This window comes from Streptomyces sp. NBC_00846 (assembly GCF_045207325.1).
Taxonomy (GTDB): Bacteria; Actinomycetota; Actinomycetes; order Streptomycetales; family Streptomycetaceae; genus Streptomyces.
In genome coordinates, this window is sequence record NZ_CP108846.1 from 5,029,227 (window position 1) to 5,050,597 (window position 21,371).

Sequence of the window (21,371 nt, forward strand, 5' to 3'; positions counted from 1 at the left end):
ACCCCGCGGTCGGACGCGTAACGCCACTCGTTCCGTCCGCGTGCCCCGATCCCGCGTCCCCAACCTCCACGTTCCACTTCCGCGCACCCGGCCGTCAGGCCGCCGTCATGGCTTCGGGGTGCGCTCCGTCAGGCCCATATCCCGCTCTCTTCTCGCAAGGCTCACTGTGTTCGACGTCGCTGTCTTCGGATCCCTTTTTCTCACGCTTTTTGTGATTATGGATCCGCCCGGAATCACCCCGATCTTCCTCGCCCTCACCGCCGGTCGGCCCGCCAAGATGCAGCGCAGGATGGCACTGCAGGCCGTGGCCGTTGCCTTCGGTGTGATCGCCGTCTTCGGCGTGCTCGGTCAGCAGATCCTCGACTACCTGCATGTCTCCGTGCCCGCCCTGATGATCGCGGGCGGACTCCTGCTGCTGCTGATCGCGCTCGATCTGCTCACCGGCAAGACCGACGAGCCGACGCAGACGAAGGACGTCAATGTGGCACTCGTACCGCTCGGCATGCCCCTGCTCGCAGGTCCCGGTGCGATCGTGTCGGTGATCCTCGCGGTGCAGCATGCCGACAGCGTGGGAAGCCAGCTCGCGGTCTGGTCGGCGATCATCGCCATGCACATCGTGCTCTGGCTGGCCATGCGCTACTCGCTGCTGATCATCCGGGTCATCAAGGACGGCGGCGTGGTGCTGGTGACCAGGCTCGCCGGAATGATGCTCTCCGCCATCGCCGTACAGCAGATCATCAACGGCGTCACCCAGGTCATCCAGAACGCCTGAGTCGCCGGCGGACACCACAGCGCCCCCGTACGGAAGACTTCCGTGCGGGGGCGCTTCGTCTTTGAGCGTCGTTATGCGTTACGAAGCCGAAGTTTCGGCCGGGCGGATGTAGATGCGCTGGCCCAGGGCTGCGGCCTGCTGCACGATCCGGTTGACGGAGGCGGCGTCCACGACGGTGCTGTCCACGGCGGTACCGTCGACATCGTCGAGTCGCATGATCTCGAAGCGCACAAGGCTTCCCTTCGTCTGATCCTCCTGCTGGAGAACTACTGGGAGGACGGGTGACCCGTCCACAAGGACGGGAGCGCCCGACACGGCTGTCCTGCGCTCCACGAGATGTACAACGGCTTGCCCATTGCAAACATTCCCTACGCTAAGGAAATTTTTTGGATGTCTAAGTATCAGCAGGTCACCGGGCATGCACCGACGAGGTCCACGGCGACGTCCACGATGAGGCTTGCGGCGAGGCCCGAATGAACGAGGCAGAGATCCGCGAGCGCCTGGACCGCACCAACGAACTGCTCCAGCGCGTGCTCGCCGAGGTGTCGAAGACCCCCTCGACCCATGCGATCTTCGTGGACGCGGGCTATGTGTACGCCGCCGCCGGACTGCTCGTCACCGGCACCGAGGACCGCCGCTCCTTCGACCTCGACGCGGAAGGACTGATCGAGGCCTTCATCGACAAGGCCCGCACGATCTTCGCGGACAGCAGACTGCTGCGCGTCTACTGGTACGACGGCGCCAGGCGGCGCATCCACACCATCGAGCAGCAGTCCATCGCCGAACTCCCCGACGTCAAGGTCAGACTCGGTAACCTCAACGCCAACAATCAGCAGAAGGGCGTCGATTCACTGATCCGTACCGACCTCGAATCGCTCGCCCGGCACCGCGCCATCAGCGACGCGGCACTGGTCGGCGGCGACGAGGACCTGGTGTCCGCGGTCGAGGCGGCGCAGGGGTACGGGGCCCGGGTGCACCTGTGGGGCATCGAGGCGGGGGAGGGGCGCAACCAGGCCGAACCGCTGCTCTGGGAAGTCGACAGCCAGCGCACCTTCGACCTGGACTTCTGCCGCCCGTACGTCACCAGACGCCCCGTCACCACCTACGAGGAGGACACCCCCGCGCCCTCGCGCGAAGATGTCCGCTTCGTCGGTGCGCAGATCGCCGCGGCCTGGCTGGCCGCCCGGGGCCGGGACTCCCTCGCCGATCTGCTGCCCGGACATCCGTACCTGCCGGGCTCGGTCGACCAGGACCTGCTGGTCGAGGCCGAACGGCTGTTGCAGCATTCGCTGCGCGGCCACGCGCATCTGCGGCGGGCCCTGCGCGACGGCTTCTGGCAGCACCTCCAGGCGCAGTACTGAGCCCGCCCGCCGCCTGTCGGCTACAGGCTGTTCCAGAAGGTGACGAGCGCGGCCGCCGTCTGATCGGGACGGTCCGTGTTGGGGGAGTGCTCGGCGCCCGCGATCCGGGTACGGCGTGCACCCAGCCGCTGTGCCATCTCGTCGAGGAGCGGTACCGGCCAGGTGTCGTCGCGCTCGCCGGACAGCACATGGACGGGCAGGGGTACGGCGGCGAGTTCGGCCACCCGGTCCGGCTCGGTCGCCAACTGGCGGCCGGTGGCGATCAGCTGGGCGGGCCGGTGGCGCAGCCAGCGCCGGCGCAGGGCCTCGCCGTCGGTCGCCGCTTCCTCGGGCGGGTCGAGCGCGCGCATCGCCTCCCACACCTCGGCCATGGTCAGTGCCGTGAGCGCATCGCTGAGCACCTTCACCTTGAGCTGCTGGGCCTCGGCGACCTCGGCGGGTCCGGACGACATGAGGGTCAGCGAACGGAACGGTGCGGCGTCGAGCAGCACGGCGGCACGGGCGATCTGCCCGCCGAGCGAGTGCCCGACCAGATGCACGGTGCCGTTGTCGGGGGCGCCGAGAGCGGCGGCCTGCGCGAGCACGTCACGGGCCAACTCGCCCTGCGCGTAAGACTCCTGACGGTCCGTCCCATCCGTCTCGTACTGTCCGCGACCGTCCACGGCGACGGTGCGGTACCCGGCTGTCGAGAGTGGTTCGAGGAGCGCGATGAAGTCCTCCTTGCTGCCCGTGTACCCGGGCAGCAGGAGGGCGGTGCCACGCGACACGGTGCTCGGTGAGGCGTCCAGTACGGCGAAGTCGCCGCGCGCGGTGCGGAGCTGGCGGGCGTGGGCGCAGGGGGGCGGGGTGAAGGTGTGCGGCCGACTCATGGGACGAGGTTATGCCGTGAAACGCCGGACGGGCTTGAGGATGTCCTCAAGCCCGTCCGGCGAAACCGAGCCCCCGGGGGTCCCCCCCCAAGCCATTGAGGCTGTGAGGGAGGACGGGGAGCGGGTCCGGGGCGGAGCCCCGGCTCAACCGGCGTCGTGCACTCAGCCCTCGGTCTTGGCGGCAGTCGCACGCGGCGCCCGCCGCCTCCGCGGCTTCGCTTCGCCCTCGGCGGCCGGGGCCTGCGTCACGGTCTCCGTCTTCGGCTTGGCGGCCGCACGGGTGCGGCGGCGCGGCTTGGTCTCCGGGGTGGGCTCGGAGATCGGCGCGATCTGGAAATCGACCTCGTCCTCGACCGGCTTGACGACGCGGGCGCGGCGGCGCGGCTTCGTCACCGTCTTCGCCTCGGGCACCGGATCGGCGATGGGGGCGATCTGGAAGTCGACCTCCTCCGCCACCGGTTTCACCACGGCGGTCCGGGCGCGGCGGCGGCGCGGCTTGGCCTCGCTCGCGGGCTCGGCCTTGACCTCGGCCTCGGCCTTGATCTCGGTCTTCGTCGCGACGGCGGCGGCCGGAGCCTCCACCGTGCTCACCGCGGCCTCGGCCGCGACGTCCGCGGCACCGACGCGGGTGCGACGACGACGGCGCGGCGTACGCGGCTCCGACGCGGCGTCCTCGGCCACTTCGGTGGACGGTGCGGGGACCGTGGCGATGGTCTCCTCGGCGCCGGAAAGGGCGGAGCCGCCCCGCGTACGACGGCGCTGACGCGGCGTCCGCGGCGCACGCTCCTCGCGGACGGCGGGCGCCGACGCGGCGGACTTGCGGCCGCGGCCGCCCGTCTCGCCGAGGTCCTCGACCTCCTCGGCGCGCAGACCCGCACGGGTCCGCTCGGCACGCGGCAGGACACCCTTGGTGCCGGCCGGGATGTCGAGTTCCTCGAAGAGGTGCGGCGACGTGGAGTACGTCTCGACCGGGTCGTTGAACTTCAGGTCGAGCGCCTTGTTGATGAGCTGCCAGCGCGGGATGTCGTCCCAGTCGACCAGCGTGATCGCGATGCCCTTGGCACCGGCACGGCCGGTCCGGCCGATGCGGTGGAGGTACGTCTTCTCGTCCTCCGGCGACTGGTAGTTGATGACGTGGGTCACACCCTCGACATCGATACCGCGCGCCGCGACGTCGGTGCAGACGAGCACGTCCACCTTGCCGTTGCGGAACGCGCGCAGCGCCTGCTCACGTGCGCCCTGGCCCAGGTCGCCGTGGACCGCGCCGGACGCGAAACCGCGCTTCTCCAGCTGCTCGGCGATGTCGGCGGCCGTGCGCTTCGTACGGCAGAAGATCATCGCGAGTCCGCGGCCGTTGGCCTGCAGTATGCGGGAGACCATCTCGGGCTTGTCCATCGAGTGGGCCCTAAAGACGTGCTGCGAGATGTTCGCGACGGTCGCGCCCTCACCGTCGGGCGAGGTGGCGCGGATGTGCGTCGGCTGCGACATGTAGCGGCGCGCGAGGCCGATGACGGCGCCCGGCATGGTCGCCGAGAACAGCATCGTCTGGCGCTTCGGCGGAAGCATGGTGATGATCTTCTCGACATCGGGCAGGAAGCCCAGGTCGAGCATCTCGTCGGCCTCGTCGAGCACGAGCGAGCGGACGTGCGAGAGGTCGAGCTTGCGCTGTCCGGCCAGGTCGAGCAGGCGGCCCGGGGTGCCGACGATCACATCGACGCCCTTCTTCAGGGCCTCGACCTGCGGCTCGTAGGCACGGCCGCCGTAGATGGCGAGAACGCGGACGTTACGCACCTTGCCGGCGGTCAGCAGGTCGTTGGTGACCTGCTGGCAGAGCTCGCGGGTGGGGACGACGACCAGCGCCTGCGGCGCCTCCGTCAGCTGCTCGGGCTCGGCCCGGCCCGCCTCGACGTCCGCGGGGACGGTGACGCGCTCCAGCAGCGGCAGACCGAAACCGAGGGTCTTGCCGGTGCCGGTCTTGGCCTGGCCGATGACATCGGAGCCGGAGAGCGCGACGGGGAGCGTCATCTCCTGGATGGGGAACGGGGACACAATGCCGACGGCCTCAAGGGCCTCGGCCGTCTCGGGAAGAATCCCGAGGTCTCGGAAAGTAGTCAGGGTGCTGCCTCTTCTGTGAAACGCGGTCCGAGGCGAACGCTGGGGGTCGTACCGTGCCGGGGTAAGTCATCCGGCCGTGGATGGGCCGGGTGGCGCGGGACCACTGCCGTCGCTCGAGCGCTCGTGCCGCTGAGGGGCCCCTCATCTGCGGTCGTACGTGGCGTACGCCTCGCGTGGAGGGCTGTCGGGTCGGAGCCGATCGGGCCACCGACCGGGCATCCTCATTGGATTTCATTCACGCCACAGGTACATCCAAAATACTCAGTAGCGCAATACCACTGTACCCCGGATTCGCGCACATGTGTTGGGTGGTACGTCACGAGAGGGCCTGTCCGACAATGCCGGACAGGCTCTTCCCTCAAGCTGAGCGCGGACTATTCTGCGCTTCGTGACTCCTCCCCAGAGGGGCTTCTCACTTGGCTGCCAGACAGCTTCATGACGGACAAGCCCTGCCCGGCGCGGCGAAGCGCAGTAGGGAAGCTATCAGCTGTATGCGATGCATCACAGCCGGTTCAGAAAGGATTGCCGTGGCCGAAAGCGAGCACACGCAGGTCGCTGCCCAGGGCTGGGAGCAGGCCTCTGCCGACCCGCAATACAGGGCGGCGGTTGTCGACCTGCTCGGAGCACTCGCGTACGGGGAGCTGGCGGCCTTCGAGCGGCTCGCCGAGGACGCGAAGCTCGCACCGACGCTGGCCGACAAGGCGGAGCTGGCGAAGATGGCCTCCGCCGAATTCCATCATTTCGAGCGGCTGGCGGACCGGCTGACCGCGATCGACGTGGAGCCGACGGGCGCGATGGAGCCGTTCGCCAAGGCGCTCGACGACTTCCACCGCCAGACCGCGCCGTCGGACTGGCTGGAGGGCCTGGTCAAGGCGTACGTCGGCGACTCGATCGCCAGTGACTTCTACCGCGAGGTCGCCGCCCGGCTCGACTCGGACACCCGCTCCCTCGTCCTCGCCGTGCTCGACGACACCGGACACGGCAACTTCGCCGTGGAGAAGGTGCGCGCCGCGATCGAGGCCGACCCGCGCCTCGGCGGCCGGCTCGCGCTGTGGGCGCGGCGGCTGATGGGCGAGGCGCTCTCGCAGGCCCAGCGGGTGGTGGCCGACCGTGACGCGCTGTCGACGATGCTCGTCGGCGGTGTGGCGGACGGGTTCGATCTGGCGGAGGTCGGGCGGATGTTCTCGCGGATCACCGAGGCGCACACCAAGCGGATGGCCGCGCTGGGACTGGCGGCGTAGCCGGTTCACCCGGGCCGTCCGGTCGTCCGTCCGCCCGGTGCGGGCGGACGACCGGACGGTCTCAGGCCGCCGCTGATCGGCTCAGATGGCGGCTGTGGGGGCGGATCAGCAACGAGAGCGTCACGCCGCCGATCAGCGCCGCGCCGATCAGTGTGGCCACGAGGTGGCCGGGGCCCAGCACCGAGTGCATGAGAAAAGCGCCGAAGAGGGCTCCCAGCGCGCCGGTGGTGAGGACGGCACGTCGGGACGGAAGCCGGTCCGGCAGCGAGTGGAGCGCCACCCAGGCGAGGGCGAGTCCGAGCACGACGGAGCCGAGAGGTTCCAAGATCACAGATGATCACCTCGCGTGTTGCGGGGCGGGCAGATCGGTCGTTAGCGGTACTACCCGAGGGATGCGGAACACAACCCTCCTCGGACAGGGTTCGCACAGGAACCGCCCGGCCGACGCAAACCCGCCCGACGGAAGCGGTCGACGGAAGCGGTCGAGGGAACCCGTCCGACGGCCCCCCGCAACGGAAAGCGGCCCGGTGGGGGTTCCCACCGGGCCGCTCGCACGACCACTGCGTCGAGCGTGTCGCCTACAGCGCGCCGAAGCCCACGCGCCGCGTGCTGGGCTCGCCGATCTCCACGTACGCGATCCGGTCGGCCGGCACCAGGACCTTGCGGCCCTTCTCGTCCGTGAGGCTGAGCAGCTGCGCCTTGCCGGCGAGCGCCTCGGCGACCGTGCTCTCGACCTCTTCGGCGGAAAGCCCGCTCTCCAGAACGATCTCCCGGGGCGTGTGCTGCACCCCGATCTTGACCTCCACGGCTATGTCCCTCCGACGGTCAGTCCCTGCGCGGTGAACCGCGCCGTACGCAGCACACATTAGCCCGCTGAGCGGAGCTGCCAGGGGCCGGTGGGCAACGCCCGCAGCGAACACGGGCGCCGGGCGCGCCCGGCGCCCGCCGTCAGTGCTGATCGATGCCGTGCAGCGGGAAGCCCGCGATGCCCCGCCAGGCCAGTGAGGTGAGCAGCTGCACCGCTGTGTCGCGAGGGATCGCGGACCGGCTGGACAGCCAGTAGCGGGCGACGACCTGGGAGACACCGCCCAGACCGACCGCGAGCAGCATCGACTCGTCCTTGGACAGGCCCGTGTCACCGGCGATGACGTCGGAGATCGCCTCCGCGCACTGCAGCGAGACCCGGTCGACACGCTCGCGCACCGCGGGCTCGTTGGTCAGATCCGATTCGAAGACCAGCCGGAAGGCGCCGCCCTCGTCCTCGACGTACGCGAAGTACGCGTCCATCGTCGCGGCGACGCGCAGCTTGTTGTCGGTCGTCGACGCCAGCGCCGTACGGACCGCCTGGAGCAGCGACTCGCAGTGCTGGTCGAGCAGGGCCAGATAGAGCTCCAGCTTGCCCGGGAAGTGCTGGTAGAGCACCGGCTTGCTGACCCCGGCGCGTTCCGCGATGTCGTCCATCGCGGCGGAGTGGTACCCCTGCGCCACGAATACTTCCTGCGCGGCGCCCAGCAGCTGGTTGCGTCGGGCGCGGCGAGGCAGTCGAGTGCCTCGCGGGCGCGCCGCCTCGGTCTGCTCGATGGCTGTCACGCCGCCTCCCAAATTGTTGATCAAACACAGCTTTTCCGTGCACGCTGCGCCACACAGCCATCGTACTTTCGGGTAACCCGGGTGCGCGCGGCGCGGACGCAGAATTTCATGGACCGGACGACTGCGGTAGCCGCAGATTCGTCGACCAGTGGGGCAAAGCGGGGCGTACTAGCGGTAATCGTCTTCATCCTGTGTGACAACGCGAGCCTGCTCGGCCGCATCCGCCACATTGGCACGGTCGCGGTCGATATGCGTGAGCGGTTCGTCGCGCCGCTGCTGGAGATCGGTCCGCTGCTCGGCCGCATCCGCCTGGGGCGTCTCCTCGTCCGGTTCGTCCGGCTGGACGTCCTCGAAGGTCTCCGGGTCGCTGGGGTCGACCGACATGGTGACTCCCTTCCTTGCTTCGAGCCTAGGAGCTAGCCCCTCAAGCCGCTATGTGATCTGTGACGGCGAACACATGAACCGCGGTGTGATCGTCTCGTAACATTGCCGCATGTCTTCGACCGAGCTGCCGGGAGTCCGTGCCGCCGCCGCAGTGGCCCCTACGGTGAGCACCATCGGGGCCGCGGAGGGGGAGGAGTTGCGCTCCGTCACGCTGCCCGGGCTGACGCTGACCGTCCGGTCCCGGCCGCCGGAGCGCACCGGGACGCCGCCCGCGCTCTACGTCCACGGGCTCGGCGGCTCCTCGCAGAACTGGTCGGCGCTGATGCCGCTGCTCCAGGACGTGGTGGACGGCGAGGCGGTCGACCTGCCCGGGTTCGGTGGCTCGCCGCCGCCGGACGACGGCAACTACTCGGTCACCGGCCACGCCCGCGCCGTGATCCGGTTCCTCGACGCGGCGGAGCGCGGGCCCGTCCATCTGTTCGGCAATTCGCTGGGTGGTGCCGTGGCCACCCGGGTCGCCGCGGTCCGCCCCGACCTGGTGCGCACCCTCACTCTCATCGCGCCCGCGCTCCCCGAGATCCGGGTCCAGCGGACGGCCGCGCCGACCGCGCTGCTCGCCGTTCCGGGCGTCGCGTCGTTGTTCGCCCGGATGTCCAGGGGCTGGACCGCGGAGGAGCGCACACGCGGCGTCATGGAACTCTGTTACGGCGATCCGGCGCGCGTCTCCGAGTCCGGATTCCGCGAAGCGGTGGCCGAAATGGAGCACCGGCTGGAACTGCCGTACTTCTGGGACGCGATGGCCCGCTCGGCACGTGGCATCGTCGACGCGTACACGCTCGGCGGTCAGCATGGACTGTGGCGCCAGGCCGAGCGGGTGCTCGCACCGACCCAGCTCGTGTACGGCGGACGGGACCAACTCGTCTCGTACCGGATGGCGCGCAGGGCGTCCGCGGCGTTCCGTGACTCGCGGCTGCTGACACTGCCCGACGCGGGGCACGTGGCGATGATGGAGTACCCGGAGGCGGTCGCCCGGGCTTTCCGGGAGTTGCTCGACGAACGCGGCAGGAGCTGATCCGGGGCGTGGGACGACATAGCCGAAAAGGCCCCGAACCCGCGGGCCCCGATATCGACGCCGCCCTCGCGAAAGGGGGCGGCGGTCGTGAGGGCGTCCACCCGGGGCCCGGCAGCGGGCGGCGTCGGCGGGTGGCCGACGCACAGGCCGGGGCCGACGGGCACACCCCGTTCCAGCAGGCCGGCCACGTCCGCGGTGGCCATCCCGAGCAGCGTGAGCCCGGCGGCGGCTGGGGGACCGGGCCGCAGCAGACGGTGCCCCGGCGTCAACAACCGGTCGGCACCCGGCCGCTGATACCCGGGCCGCGGCGCGAGTTCGTCGAGGCGTTCGACGCGCCACCCGCTCCGGCCGTGCCTCGTGGGCCCACCGTCCCGCAGGCCCGGCCGGCCGACCCGTACAGCTCGGTCGGCGAGTGGGCCGAGCAGCCGCCGAGCGGCGCCGCCGCGCCGACTCCCACCGAGAGCGGCCGGGAAGGCAAGGGCACCCGAAGGCGTACGTTCACGGGCATGGCGGCCGCCGCGGTGACCGCCGTGCTCGCGGTGGTCGTGGCCGGGCAGGTCGCCCACGACAGCGGCGGGACCAGTGCCGCACAGCCCACGGGCGTCGACCGGGACGGCGTCGACGGCGCCTCCCGCTCGGACGACCGGCCGATGCCGAAGGCGGCGCAGGCCAAGCCCCTTTCGTACGCGGAAAAGATGGCCAAGGCCTACCCGCTCTCCCCGGAACTGCACGGCTCCGGAAAGTTCGAGGCGGTTCCGGGGGCGGTGAAGGCCCCGGGCAGGGGGCACAAGTACCGCTATCGGATCGATGTCGAGAAGGGCCTCGGCCTCGACGCCGCGTTCTTCGCCCGGGCCGTACAGGAAACGCTCAACGACGACCGCAGCTGGGCGCACGACGGCGCCATGACGTTCGAGCGGATCTCCTCCGGCGACCCCGATTTCGTGATCACCCTGGCCAGTCCCGGGACCACCGGCGACTGGTGCAGGAAGTCAGGTCTGGACACGACCGAGGACAACGTCTCGTGCGACTCCGCGGCGACCGAGCGCGTGATGATCAACGCCTACCGCTGGGCGCAGGGGTCGTCGACGTTCGGCCCGGACAAACTCTTCGCCTACCGCCAGATGCTGATCAACCATGAGGTCGGTCACCGGCTGGGTCACAACCATGTGAGTTGCCGCACGCCGGGAGCGCTCGCTCCGGTGATGCAGCAGCAGACGAAGTCCCTGCGCATCGGCGGGATCAAGTGCCGGCCCAACGCCTGGGTGTATCCGGTGGATTGACATGGTCGCGGCCTGCCGAATCCGGCATCGGCGGAGCTGTCTGCTGAAGCGCGGCGGGCTCGACCCCGAGCAGTACGACCGCTGCCCGCACGAGTTCAGTGGCGGACAGCGCCCGCGCGCCGGGGTCGCCCGCGCGCCGGCCGCCGAAGCCGGAACTGATCGTCTGCGACGAGGCCGTCTCCGCGCTCGACGTCACGCCCCAGGCCCAGGTGGTCGCCCTGCTGGCGCAGTTGCAGCGGGAGCTGGGGCCGGCCCGGTCTTCATCGCGCACGATCTCGCCGTCGTACGGCAGGCCGGCGACGGAGCCCTCATGCGACAGGGCCGGATCGTCGAGGACGGCGAGGCGGACCAGGTGTAAGGCGACCCCCAGAACCGATACACCGAGCAGCTCCTGGCGGCCGTACCCGCGCTCGATCCGACGCTCGCGGCGCGGCGCCGCGCAGCCCGCAAGGCGCTGGCCGCCGCTTGCCCCTGTGTAACGGAACGCCCCCATAGCGCGACAGAACGCCATCGGGGCGGGAAAGTTACGACGGTTCACCCCTTTCGGTGGTGCGACGGACAACCGTCCGTCGCACCACCGGCGTATCCGCTTACGGTCGTCCCGCTGTGAGTCGCCATTCCAACGGCGGCCGCCCACAAGGGAGATCGGAGGTGCACTCGTGCGGATCGGACTCCTCACCGACGGTGGTTATCCGTATGCGGCCGGTGAGTCCAGGCTCTGGTGCGACCGTCTGGTGCGCGGACTCACGCAGCACGAGTTCGATCTCTTCGCGCTCAGCCGCTCCGCCGAGCAGGAGGAGCAGGGCTGGGTCCCGCTCCCGACACAGGTCGGCCGGGTACGGACGGCGCCGCTGTGGACGGCCGACGAGGACATCCCGGGCACCCGCACCCCCAAGGGCCTGCTCGCCCGGATCACGACGGGCGGCGGCGGACGCTCGTACGGGAGGCGCGAACGACGGCGCTTCACGGCGCACTTCACGGCTCTCGCGACCGCGGTCTGTGCGGCCGGGGCGGTGGGTGCGGTGGGTGAGGTGCGTGCGGCGGGTGCGATGGTGCCTGCGACGGACGGTGGTGAAGGCGCGAGCGGGGACGTGGTTCCCTGCGGACGGGGCGAAGAAGGGCCTGCGGGGCTCACGGCCGCCGGTGTGGCGGACGCGCAGTTCACGGAGGGGCTGTACGGGCTCGCCGAACTGGCACGCGAACACGGGGGACTTCCCGCGGCACTCCGCTCCGAGACCGCCGTACGCGTACTCGAAGCCGCCCGCCGCGCCCCGGGCGCCGGACGCACCGTCCAGACCGCCACCGTCCCCGATCTCCTCGCCTTCGCCCGGGAGCTCGACCGGGTGCTGCGTCCGCTCTCCCTCGACTGGTACGACGAGGAGAGCCTCGGCGCGGTCGACCTCTGCCACGCCACATCCGGCGGCGCCGCCGCTCTGCCGGGTCTGCTGGCCAAACGCTTCTTCGGGGTCCCGCTGCTGGTCACCGAGCACGGCGTGCGGCTGCGGGCGCACTACCTCGCCGCCACCGACACGCCTCTGAGCGCGCCGGTACGCGCCCTGCTCGCCGGCTTCCACGGACGGCTCGCCGCCGAGGTGTACCGGCAGGCCGAGATCCTCACCCCCGGTGACACGCACGCCCGCCGCTGGCAGGAACGGTGCGGTGCCGAGCGCGAGAAGCTGCGCACCATCTACCCCGGCATGGAATCGGACCGGTTCACGGCGCTGGGGGAGAGCGGTGACAGCGGTCCCGACGACACCCTCGTCTGGGTCGGCCGGATCGAGCCCGCCAAGGACCTGATCGCGCTGCTGCACGCCTTCGCTCAGGTGCGGAAGGCCGAACCGGACGCCCGGCTGCGGATCATCGGCGCGGCGGCGCAGGGTCCGGAGGGGGCCACCTATCTCGCGCACTGCCTGGCGCTGGCCGCCCAGTTGTTCCCCGACGAGGCCACGGACGCGCACACCGTCGGCGACAACCCGGTCTCCTTCGAGGACATCGGCGGGGCCGAGGTGCCGGGTCTGCCGGAGGCCTATGGGGCGGGCGGGGTCGTCGTCCTGTCCAGCGTGGTCGAGGGCTTCCCCGCCGGTCTCGTCGAGGCGATGTTCTGCGGACGGGCGACGGTGTCGACGGACGTCGGCGCGGTGGTCGAAGTCATCGGCGGCACCGGACTCGTGGTGCCCCCGCGCAACCCGAAGGCGCTCGCCGACGCCTGCCTTGCGCTGCTGCGCGACCCGGAGCGCCGTGCACGGCTCGGAGCGGCGGCGCGCGCCCGCGCGCTCGAACTCTTCACCGTTGAGCAGAACCTCGCGGCATATCGCGGCATCTACCTGGAGCTGATCTCGCACGCCCCGGTGCGCAGGGAGGCCGACGCGGTGGACGCCGACGGCGGACCGCGCCCCTTCGCCACCCCGCCGGAGGCACATGTCCTGGGCCCGTGGACGGCCTCGGGCGCCGGCGCGGCACGGCCGGCCGGCCGCACACCCGGCTGGGCCGCCGAGCCCCCGGCCGTCTGCGCGGGAGTACGGGGAGCGGGTGGCGGCGATGCGTGAACAGGGATCGGACCGGCCGGGCCGCAGCGGTGGGGCGGGACGGTCCGACGCAGCCGGCGACGATCACGGAGGAGAGACGATGGGCCGCCCGACCGAGGTGTCCGACGCACCCGCCCCACCGTCCACCGGCGGGAGCTGGGACCTTCGCTCCCGGGCATTGGTTTCCGGGACCGCCGTTGAGGAAGTCGCCGCGGAGGACACCGCCGCGGAAGACAGGGCCGTAGTCGCGGCGGACACCGCTGCAGGGCCAACCGCAGCAGAGGAAGACGCTACGGAACAGGCCGAGCCGATCACCAAGGCCCGGGCCGCCGCGCCCCGGGCTCCCGAGATCGCGGGTGCCGCTCCGGCGCGCAAGCTCAACGTCTCGCGCCGCGGTCCTGCCGACCCCGTGAGATCGCTGATGCACCGCCATCGCGAGCTGTGCGAGCGCGCCGTCGATCCGCTGGAGATCGCCGCCGGGCTCGAAGCCCACGGCGTCACCGACCGCGCCGCCGCCCGCTACCGGCACCGCGACGTCTTCTCGCTCGCCGAGGAACTCTTCGCCCGGGTACCCGCCGTGGCGGGGGAGCCCGCGACAGGGAATCGCGCGCCGGAGCGTGACACCGGGACACGGGCCGCCTGGTCACTCCGCGCACTGGTGCCGGGCGCCGCCTGCATCGCCACCGCGGGCGCTCTGAGGCTGACCGAGGGGACACTCGGCGGTCAGGGACGGCTCGCGATCGCCGTCACCGGAGCGCTTGTCGCACTCGTCGGCCTCGCCCTCGGCCTGCGCAACGGCCCCCTGCACGCCGCGGGCGGCTCCTCGGGGACCGCCCATGTGTACGGCTGCTGGCTCCTCGGATATGTCCTGTACGGCGACGCGCTGCTCGACCAAGTGCTCAGCGGCGGCCCCGAAGGCTCCTGGACGCTCACCCCCGCACCGCTGCTGGGGCTGGCGCTCTCGGTCGCCCCGGCCGCGTGGTGCGCGCACCTCTTCTCCGTACACGCACACCGCAAACTGACCGGAAGCCGCGCGCTGGAGGAGTTCGCCGCAGGTGTGCGCCCCCTGCTGTTCGGAGCCGTCGCCCTCCACCTGTGTGCCCTCGCCGGACTGCTCTACCTCGCGCACCTGGGATACGGAGGCGGTGGCCCCTTCGTGGGGGCGGCCGCGCTCGGTGTGCTGCTCCTGCTGGCCCGGCTGCTGGCCGTGCACGGCTTCCCCGAACAGGCCACCGTCGGACTCGCCGCCGCCTGCGCCGTGGAAGCGCTGGCACCCGCCCTGGTCCTGGCCGGGCGGCTGCCCGGCCTGCACTTCCTCGCCCGCCCCATCGACGCCCTGGTCATGGCGGCAGGCACCGGAGCCGTATCCGCCCTCGCCTGTGGCACTGCGGCGCTCGGCCTGCTGATCACCGCCGCCGTCGTCCTGTCCAGGGCATCCGCCCACGTAAGAACCACCCCCACGTAAGAACCACCCCCAGAACCACCCCCATGCCCCGCGGAGCCGACGCTGCGGGTCCGTTCCCCGTACCGCACCACACGTCACTTCCTGAAGGAGACACCGGACATGACCCCCCAATCCCCCGCACCGGCAGCCCGCCGTCGGCACCGAGGGGGCGCGCGATGAGGGTGCTGCTGCTCGGAGCCAATGGATTCCTCGGCCGGTTCGTGGCCGACCGCCTGCTCGCCGACCCCGCCGTGCATCTCACGGCGCTCGGCCGCGGCGACGACGCCGACGTGCGGTTCGACCTCGCCGGCGGCAGCCCCGGCGCGCTGACCCGCTTCCTGGACGCCGTCCACCCCGGCGTCGTCGTCAACTGCGCGGGCGCCACCCGCGGCGGGGCCCGCGATCTGACCCGTCACAACACCGTCGCCGTCGCCACCGTCTGCGAGGCGATGCGGCGCAGCGGCTGCACGGCCCGGCTCGTCCAGGTCGGCTGTTCGTCGGAGTACGGGCCCTCGCAGCCCGGCTCATCGACCGCGGAGGACGCGATTCCGCGCCCCGGCGGCCCGTACGGCGTCAGCAAGCTCGCCGCCACCGAACTCGTCCTCGGCTCCGGCCTCGACGCGGTCGTGCTGCGGGTCTTCTCCCCGGTCGGTCCCGGCACCCCGGCCGGTTCCCCGCTCGGCAGGCTCGCCGAGGCGATGCGCCGGGCCATGCAGTCCGGTGACGGCGAGCTGAAGCTCAGCGGCCTCGGCGTGCAGCGCGACTTCGTCGACGTACGCGATGTCGCGCGCGCCGTGCACGCCGCCTCGCTCTCCGCGGCGCAGGGCGTCGTCAACATCGGCACCGGCCGCGCCGTGCGGCTCCGGGACGCGGCCTCCGTCCTCGCCAGAGTCGCCGGGTACGCGGGTGCACTCCACGAGCTCGACGCGCCCCCGCCCCGGCTGCCCATCGGTGCCCCGCGGACCTCGACCGAGTCGGTCATCGAGCACCTCTCGGCAACCCCGTCCCCCTACCCGGACGGCTGCGGCGCCTGGCAGCAGGCCGACGTCCGTACCGCCAGGGACCGGCTCGGCTGGCGCCCCCGGATCAATCTGGAGGAGTCCCTGGCCGACATCTGGATGGAGGCGGCGTGCCGTATCTGACCTCCACCGGCACCGTCCGCCGGACCGGCGGCGCCGAGCAACTCGGCTTCGGCGTCCCCGGTTACGCGCATCCGCTGCTCGCCCCCACCGAGTGGGCCGAACTCACCCGCCCCGGCACCCCGCTGCACTGGGCGGTCCTCAACATCGACGACGGCCCGGGTGCCCGCCCCGACCCGCACTGTCTGGAGGCCGCGGGCCGACTCCGCAACGCCCGGGAGCGGGCCGTGCACGGCGAGACCCCGCAGGAGTCCGCCCGGGCCGCGGGCGGACGGCTGCTCGGCCATCTCGATCTGGCCTTCGGCAGCCGCTCCTTCGGAGAGCTGATCGCCGACGCGCAGTCCTTCCTCGACTGGTACCGCGTCGACGGCTTCTATCTCGGCCGGTGCCCGGCCGGCCGGGCCGAACTCCCGGCCGTCCGCCGTCTCACCGGCACACTCGCCGCGCTCCTCGAACACGACGAAGGCGGGGAGGGGCACGGGCCACTGGTGCTGGGGCTGGGCACCCATCCGCATCCGGGCTACGCCGAGGTCGCCGACCAGCTGGTCACCTTCTCCGGTCCCTGGACCGACTACCGCTGGTCACAGGTGGCGGAGTGGACCGCCGCCTATCCGCCGGAGCGGTTCGCGCACTTCGTACACGGCGTTCCGCGCACCCATCTCGAAGAAGCCATGCGCATCGCCCGCTGGCAGGGCGCGGGCACGATCTTCTTCACGGACCGGGACGGACAGCACGGGCGGGACGGACGGCACGAACGAACCGATCCATTCGCGGCGCTGCCCGGGTACTGGGACGAATTCGTCTCGCGGATCGGACCGGGTATCTCGGAATGAGAAGCGGCGTGGCAGTGTTACGGCAAGAACAACCGTACGTAGCTGAAGTACGTAGAAACCGACCACCTGCATTGTTGAGGTTCCTGTGTCGCTGCCACCCCTGGTCGAGCCAGCTGCTGAGCTCACCGTCGACGAGGTCCGCAGGTACTCCCGCCACCTGATCATCCCGGATGTGGGGATGGACGGGCAGAAGCGGCTGAAGAACGCGAAGGTGCTCTGTGTAGGCGCCGGCGGTCTCGGTTCGCCGGCCCTGATGTACCTGGCCGCCGCCGGTGTCGGCACGCTCGGCATCGTGGAGTTCGACGAGGTCGACGAGTCGAACCTGCAGCGCCAGATCATCCACAGCCAGGCCGACATCGGCCGTTCCAAGGCCGAGTCCGCCAAGGACTCGGTGCTGGGCATCAACCCGTACGTGAACGTGGTCCTTCACGAGGAGCGGCTCGAAGCCGACAACGTGATGGACATCTTCGCCCAGTACGACCTGATCGTGGACGGCACGGACAACTTCGCGACCCGCTATCTGGTCAACGACGCAGCCGTACTGCTGAACAAGCCGTACATCTGGGGCTCGATCTACCGGTTCGACGGCCAGGCGTCCGTCTTCTGGTCCGAGCACGGTCCCTGCTACCGCTGCCTCTACCCGGAGCCGCCCCCGCCGGGCATGGTTCCCTCGTGCGCCGAGGGCGGCGTGCTCGGGGTGCTCTGCGCCTCCGTCGGCTCCATCCAGGTCACCGAGGCCATCAAGCTGCTCGCCGGTATCGGCGACCCGCTGGTCGGCCGACTGATGATCTACGACGCCCTGGAGATGCAGTACCGCCAGGTCAAGGTCCGCAAGGACCCCGACTGCGCGGTCTGCGGCGAGAACCCGACCGTCACCGAGCTCATCGACTACGAGGCCTTCTGCGGCGTCGTGTCCGAGGAGGCCCAGGAGGCGGCGCTCGGCTCCACGATCACTCCGAAGCAGCTCAAGGAGTGGATCGACGCGGACGAGAAGATCGAGATCATCGACGTCCGTGAGCCGAACGAGTTCGAGATCGTCTCGATCCCCGGCGCCCGGCTGATCCCGAAGAACGAGTTCCTGATGGGCAACGCCCTCCAGGACCTCCCGCAGGACAAGCGCATCGTCCTGCACTGCAAGACCGGTGTCCGCAGCGCCGAGGTCCTCGCGGTCCTCAAGTCGGCGGGCTTCGCCGACGCGGTGCACGTGGGCGGCGGCGTGATCGGCTGGGTCAACCAGATCGAGCCCGAGAAGCCGGTGTACTGAGCCGGTGTGTACCGAGCCGGTGCACTGAACCGGTGTTCTGAGCCGTTGGTGTACCGGGTCCTTGGTGTACCGAGTCCTTGGTGTACCAGATACGAACGCTTCGAAGGGGCCGGTCCGCGTGCTGCGGACCGGCCCCTTCGGCGTTCCCCGGGGTACCAGGTCCCCGGGGAACGCCCGGATCCGCGTTACGAACAGGTCTTGCCGTCTGCCGGGACCTTCCCGTCAAGGAAGTACGCGTCCACGGTCGACGTCACGCACGCGCTCTCACCGTACGAGCCGTGCCCCTCGCCCTTGTTGGTGAGCATGACGCCGACGCCCTTGCCCAGTTCGTCCGCCATCTTCCGCGCACCCTCGTAGGGCGTCGCAGGGTCGCCGGTCGTACCGATGACCAGGATCGGACCGGCACCCGGAGCGCTCGCCTCCGGATTGTCGTGCTCGCCCTCCACCGGCCACTGCGCACACCAGCCGGCCGTGTCCCACGCCAGGAACGGTCCGAACACCGGGGACAGCTGCCGGAACTCGGGCAGCCTGGCCCTGGCCTCGGTTACCGTCGGCCGGAGCTTGCTGTCCGCGCAGGAGATGGCGCGCTGCGAGTGGTTCTGCGTGTCGTAATGGCCCTTCTCGTCCCGGCCGTTGTACGCGTCGGCCATCTGCAGCAGCACCGTGCCGGTGCCCCTCTTCTCGGCCTCGTCCAGCGCCTGGGTCAGATACGGCCAGCTGCTCTTGGAGTAGAGCGGCATGACGATGCCGGTGATGGCGAGCGACTGGTTGAGCTCACGGCCCGAGGCGGTCGGCAGCGGCTTCTTGTCGATCCGCTCCAGCAGTCGGGCGATGCGTTCGGTGCCCGCCTTCGGGTCCTGACCGCGGTCCTTGAGGTAGTTCTCCAGCGCCCGCTGGAACCCGGTCGCCTGGTTGCGGGCGTGCCCAATCGCGTCCGCGGTCGGGTCGACGACGGCGTCCAGGACGGTGCGGCCCACCTTCTTCGGGAAGAGGTGCGCGTAGGTGCCGCCCAGCTCCGTGCCGTACGACATGCCGAAGTAGGTGAGTTTCTTGTCGCCGAGCACCTCGCGGATCAGGTCCATGTCCCGGGCGGCGTTCGTCGTACCGACGTACGGCAGGACCTTGCCGGAGCGGCGTTCGCAGCCGGCGCCGAAGTCCGCGCCGTCCTTCATGAACGCGGCCTCCTCCGCTGCCGTGTCCGGAGTCATGTCGACCTTCCGGTAGGCGTCCTCCGCCTCCTTGTCGGTACGGCAGTTCACCCCCGCGCTGCCCGCGACGCCGCGCGGGTCGAAGCTCACCAGGTCGTAGCGGGCGTTGAGCTTCTCGTACGAACGGGCGGCGCGCGGCAGTATCGAGACCCCCGAACCGCCGGGGCCGCCGAAGTTGAACAGCATCGAGCCCAGGCGCCGGCTCTTGTCCCGGGCCTCCTTGCGGATCAGCGCGATCCGGATCGTGTCGCCGTCCGGCTTCGCGTAGTTCAGCGGGACCTCGACGCGCGCGCACCGCCAGCCGGCACCGGGAGCGCTGTCGCCCGCGGGGGCCTTGCAGCTTTTCCAGTCCGGCCGCTGGGAGGTGAGCGCGGCGGGCAGGGCGGGCGTGCCGGGCTGCCCGCCCGTCGTGGTGGACGGCTTGCCGGGCGTGGACGTCGCACCGCGGTCCGTCCTGTCGGCCGGTTTGTCGTCCATACCACTGCCACAGCCGGCGAGCAGTCCCGTCAGCAGTAGTGCGGCGCCGGTCAGAGCCCCGGCGCGTGCGTGTCCTACCACGTGTACGTCCTCCCCATGTACCTGTACGTACTACGTACAGAAAGTGCGCCCATGCTAGGGCCTCTCCGGCGGATCCCGGCCGGGGTCTACTTGCAGACGGTCCCGGCCGCCGGAACCTTGCCGTCCAGCAGATAGTCGCCCACGGTCTTTTGCACACAGGCGTTGCCACTGTTGTACGCGCCGTGCCCCTGGCCCTCGTACGTCACCTGCACACCGACACCCTTGCCCAGTGCATCGGCCATCGCCTTCGCGCCCGCGTACGGGGTCGCCGGGTCGCCGGTGTTGCCGATGACGAGGACGGGGGCCGCGCCCGGGGCGTTGACGTCCGGGGTCTCCCAGGCGCCCGCCACCGGCCAGCCGGTGCAGGACATCAGGCCCCAGGCCAGATAGTCACCGAAGACCGGCGAGGCGGACCGGAACTCCGAGAGCTTCGCCATGGTCTGGTCCGCGGTGAACCGCTGCTTGGAGTCGGCGCAGTTGATGGCGGTGTTGGCGGCCATCAAATTGTCGTAGTGCCCGTCCGCCTGACGGCCGTTCAGCGAGTCCGCGAGAGCGAGGAGCAGCGCGCCGTTCCCGCCGTCGGCCTCGTCCACTCCCTGTTCCAGCAACGGCCAGGTCTCCTTTGAGTAGAGGGCGGCCGCGATGCCGGTGATGGCCAGGGACTGTGTCAGCTGCCGGGCCCCGATCCCCGGGATCGGCGTCTTATCCAGCCGTGTGAGCAGGCCGGAGATCCCCTGCTCGACCTCCTTCTCGGTGGAACCGGGGAGCTTGCAGGCCGCGCCGCGGTTCACGCAGTCCTTGGCGAAGTTGTCCAGGGCGAGCTGGAACCCCCTGGCCTGGCCGAGCGAGGACTGCACGGTGTCCAGGGTCGGGTTGACCACCCCGTCCAGTACCGACCTGCCGACGTTCTTCGGGAACAAGTTGGCGTAGACGCCGCCCAGTTCGGTGCCGTACGAGATGCCGAAGTAGTACAGCTTCTTGTCTCCGAGCACCTGACGCATCAGATCCATGTCGCGGGCGGCGTTTGTGGTGCCGACGTAGGGGAGCTCCTTGCCGGAGTTCTTCTTGCAGGCCAACGCGAAGGTCTTGATGTCCTTGACGAAGGCATTCACCTCGGCGCTGTCGTCCGGAATGGCGTCGGTCTCGTAGCGGGCGTCGAGCTGCCGGTCGGTCTCGCACTCCACGCCCGCACTGCGGCCGACCCCGCGCGGGTCGAAGCTGACCAGGTCGTAGCCGGCGCGGAGCTTGTCGTAGTCGGTGCCGAAGGCGGGCAGGGTGGCGACACCGGAAGCGCCGGGGCCGCCGAAGTTGAAGATGAGGGAGCCGATCCGCTTGTCCGGATTCTTGGCCCTGGCCCGGATGAGTGCCAGTTCGATCGTCTCGCCGCCCGGATTCGCGTAGTCGAGCGGGACCTTCATGAAGGAACACTCCCAGGGGGTGCCGTCGGGCAGGGGCGCCGGGGCCTTTCCGCCGCCCTGCTCGGGGGACGGGGCGGGGCAGGGCTTCCATGTCAGCTTCTGGGAGGCGAGGTAGCCGGAGCTGCTGCTCGCCTCGGCGGCGTTCGCGGCGAGCGGGGAGCTCTGCGGCCCGACCGGGCCGCCCTTGTCGCTGCTCTCCGAGCAGGCAGTGAGGGGAAGGAGCACGGTGGCGGTGGCGGCGAGAGCGGCAGCACGTAGGGCGGGGGAGGTCCTCATGGCCCCATCGTGCGGCGGGAAC

Annotated in this window: 19 protein-coding genes and 1 pseudogene; 11 read left to right on the forward strand and 9 right to left on the reverse strand. The window is 70.7% G+C overall.

Annotated elements, in window-relative coordinates; genetic code table 11:
* Positions 1-166: 166 nt before the first annotated feature.
* A complete protein-coding gene (locus OG936_RS23335; RefSeq protein WP_266748380.1) occupies positions 167-772 on the forward strand; it encodes a MarC family protein in 606 nt (201 codons plus the stop codon).
* A gap of 78 nt (positions 773-850) precedes the next feature.
* Here the strand turns inward: OG936_RS23335 and OG936_RS23340 are convergent, their stop codons facing one another.
* Positions 851-1,003 carry a hypothetical protein gene (locus OG936_RS23340; protein WP_266905512.1) on the reverse strand — a complete coding sequence of 51 codons (153 nt, stop codon included), beginning with the start codon at positions 1,001-1,003 and terminating at the stop codon, positions 851-853.
* A 242-nt stretch (positions 1,004-1,245) separates the two neighbouring features.
* Between OG936_RS23340 and OG936_RS23345 the strand changes: the two genes are divergently transcribed.
* Positions 1,246-2,133, forward strand: coding sequence for an NYN domain-containing protein (locus tag OG936_RS23345; protein ID WP_383755553.1), 888 nt, complete (start codon positions 1,246-1,248; stop codon positions 2,131-2,133).
* Positions 2,134-2,153: 20 nt separating this feature from the next.
* Here the strand turns inward: OG936_RS23345 and OG936_RS23350 are convergent, their stop codons facing one another.
* Both OG936_RS23350 and OG936_RS23355 read right to left on the reverse strand, forming a co-directional pair.
* A complete protein-coding gene (locus tag OG936_RS23350) occupies positions 2,154-3,002 on the reverse strand; it encodes an alpha/beta fold hydrolase (RefSeq protein ID WP_406497195.1) in 849 nt (282 codons plus the stop codon).
* A gap of 162 nt (positions 3,003-3,164) precedes the next feature.
* On the reverse strand, positions 3,165-5,027 hold the full coding sequence (locus OG936_RS23355) for a DEAD/DEAH box helicase (RefSeq protein WP_406497197.1): 1,863 nt from the start codon (positions 5,025-5,027) through the stop codon (positions 3,165-3,167).
* A 617-nt stretch (positions 5,028-5,644) separates the two neighbouring features.
* On the opposite strand from OG936_RS23355, the gene OG936_RS23360 reads away from it, so the two are divergent.
* The gene (locus OG936_RS23360; RefSeq protein WP_371665641.1) at positions 5,645-6,358 is read left to right on the forward strand and encodes a ferritin-like fold-containing protein; all 714 of its coding nucleotides are present in this window, start codon (positions 5,645-5,647) and stop codon (positions 6,356-6,358) included.
* Between the two features lie 61 nt (positions 6,359-6,419).
* Here OG936_RS23360 and OG936_RS23365 read toward each other — a convergent pair whose 3' ends face one another.
* From OG936_RS23365 to OG936_RS23380, 4 genes are all read right to left on the reverse strand, one after another.
* Positions 6,420-6,689 carry a hypothetical protein gene (locus OG936_RS23365; protein ID WP_406497198.1) on the reverse strand — a complete coding sequence of 90 codons (270 nt, stop codon included), beginning with the start codon at positions 6,687-6,689 and terminating at the stop codon, positions 6,420-6,422.
* Between the two features lie 247 nt (positions 6,690-6,936).
* Positions 6,937-7,164 (reverse strand): DUF3107 domain-containing protein, encoded by a 228-nt coding sequence (locus OG936_RS23370; RefSeq protein WP_266748385.1) that lies wholly within the window; start codon positions 7,162-7,164, stop codon positions 6,937-6,939.
* Positions 7,165-7,306: 142 nt separating this feature from the next.
* A complete protein-coding gene (locus OG936_RS23375; protein ID WP_018105511.1) occupies positions 7,307-7,948 on the reverse strand; it encodes a TetR/AcrR family transcriptional regulator in 642 nt (213 codons plus the stop codon).
* Positions 7,949-8,116: 168 nt separating this feature from the next.
* Positions 8,117-8,332, reverse strand: a complete 216-nt coding sequence (locus OG936_RS23380; RefSeq protein ID WP_383755564.1) for a hypothetical protein — start codon at positions 8,330-8,332, stop codon at positions 8,117-8,119.
* A gap of 109 nt (positions 8,333-8,441) precedes the next feature.
* On the opposite strand from OG936_RS23380, the gene OG936_RS23385 reads away from it, so the two are divergent.
* The 8 genes and pseudogenes from OG936_RS23385 to moeZ all read left to right on the forward strand — a co-directional run bounded on the left by OG936_RS23385 (position 8,442) and on the right by moeZ (position 17,889).
* Positions 8,442-9,404, forward strand: a complete 963-nt coding sequence (locus tag OG936_RS23385; RefSeq protein WP_406497200.1) for an alpha/beta fold hydrolase — start codon at positions 8,442-8,444, stop codon at positions 9,402-9,404.
* Between the two features lie 8 nt (positions 9,405-9,412).
* The gene (locus OG936_RS23390) at positions 9,413-10,684 is read left to right on the forward strand and encodes a DUF3152 domain-containing protein (protein ID WP_406497202.1); all 1,272 of its coding nucleotides are present in this window, start codon (positions 9,413-9,415) and stop codon (positions 10,682-10,684) included.
* Between the two features lie 16 nt (positions 10,685-10,700).
* Positions 10,701-11,150, forward strand: a pseudogene (locus tag OG936_RS23395) (ABC transporter ATP-binding protein); the annotation flags it as partial.
* 193 nt (positions 11,151-11,343) lie between these two features.
* A complete protein-coding gene (locus tag OG936_RS23400; RefSeq protein ID WP_406497204.1) occupies positions 11,344-13,230 on the forward strand; it encodes a DUF3492 domain-containing protein in 1,887 nt (628 codons plus the stop codon).
* A 79-nt stretch (positions 13,231-13,309) separates the two neighbouring features.
* On the forward strand, positions 13,310-14,674 hold the full coding sequence (locus OG936_RS23405) for a hypothetical protein (RefSeq protein ID WP_406497205.1): 1,365 nt from the start codon (positions 13,310-13,312) through the stop codon (positions 14,672-14,674).
* 155 nt (positions 14,675-14,829) lie between these two features.
* Positions 14,830-15,795, forward strand: a complete 966-nt coding sequence (locus OG936_RS23410) for an NAD-dependent epimerase/dehydratase family protein (RefSeq protein WP_383755578.1) — start codon at positions 14,830-14,832, stop codon at positions 15,793-15,795.
* Complete coding sequence (locus OG936_RS23415; protein WP_406497206.1) at positions 15,783-16,625, forward strand: spherulation-specific family 4 protein; 843 nt, start codon at positions 15,783-15,785, stop codon at positions 16,623-16,625. Before OG936_RS23410 ends, OG936_RS23415 begins: the two co-directional genes overlap by 13 nt.
* Before the next feature lie 85 nt (positions 16,626-16,710).
* Positions 16,711-17,889 (forward strand): adenylyltransferase/sulfurtransferase MoeZ, encoded by a 1,179-nt coding sequence (gene moeZ / locus OG936_RS23420; protein WP_114246509.1) that lies wholly within the window; start codon positions 16,711-16,713, stop codon positions 17,887-17,889.
* A gap of 185 nt (positions 17,890-18,074) precedes the next feature.
* Here the strand turns inward: moeZ and OG936_RS23425 are convergent, their stop codons facing one another.
* On the reverse strand, positions 18,075-19,655 hold the full coding sequence (locus OG936_RS23425; protein WP_406497208.1) for an alpha/beta hydrolase: 1,581 nt from the start codon (positions 19,653-19,655) through the stop codon (positions 18,075-18,077).
* A gap of 86 nt (positions 19,656-19,741) precedes the next feature.
* Positions 19,742-21,349, reverse strand: coding sequence for an alpha/beta hydrolase (locus tag OG936_RS23430; protein ID WP_406497210.1), 1,608 nt, complete (start codon positions 21,347-21,349; stop codon positions 19,742-19,744).
* Between the last annotated feature and the right edge of the window lie 22 nt (positions 21,350-21,371).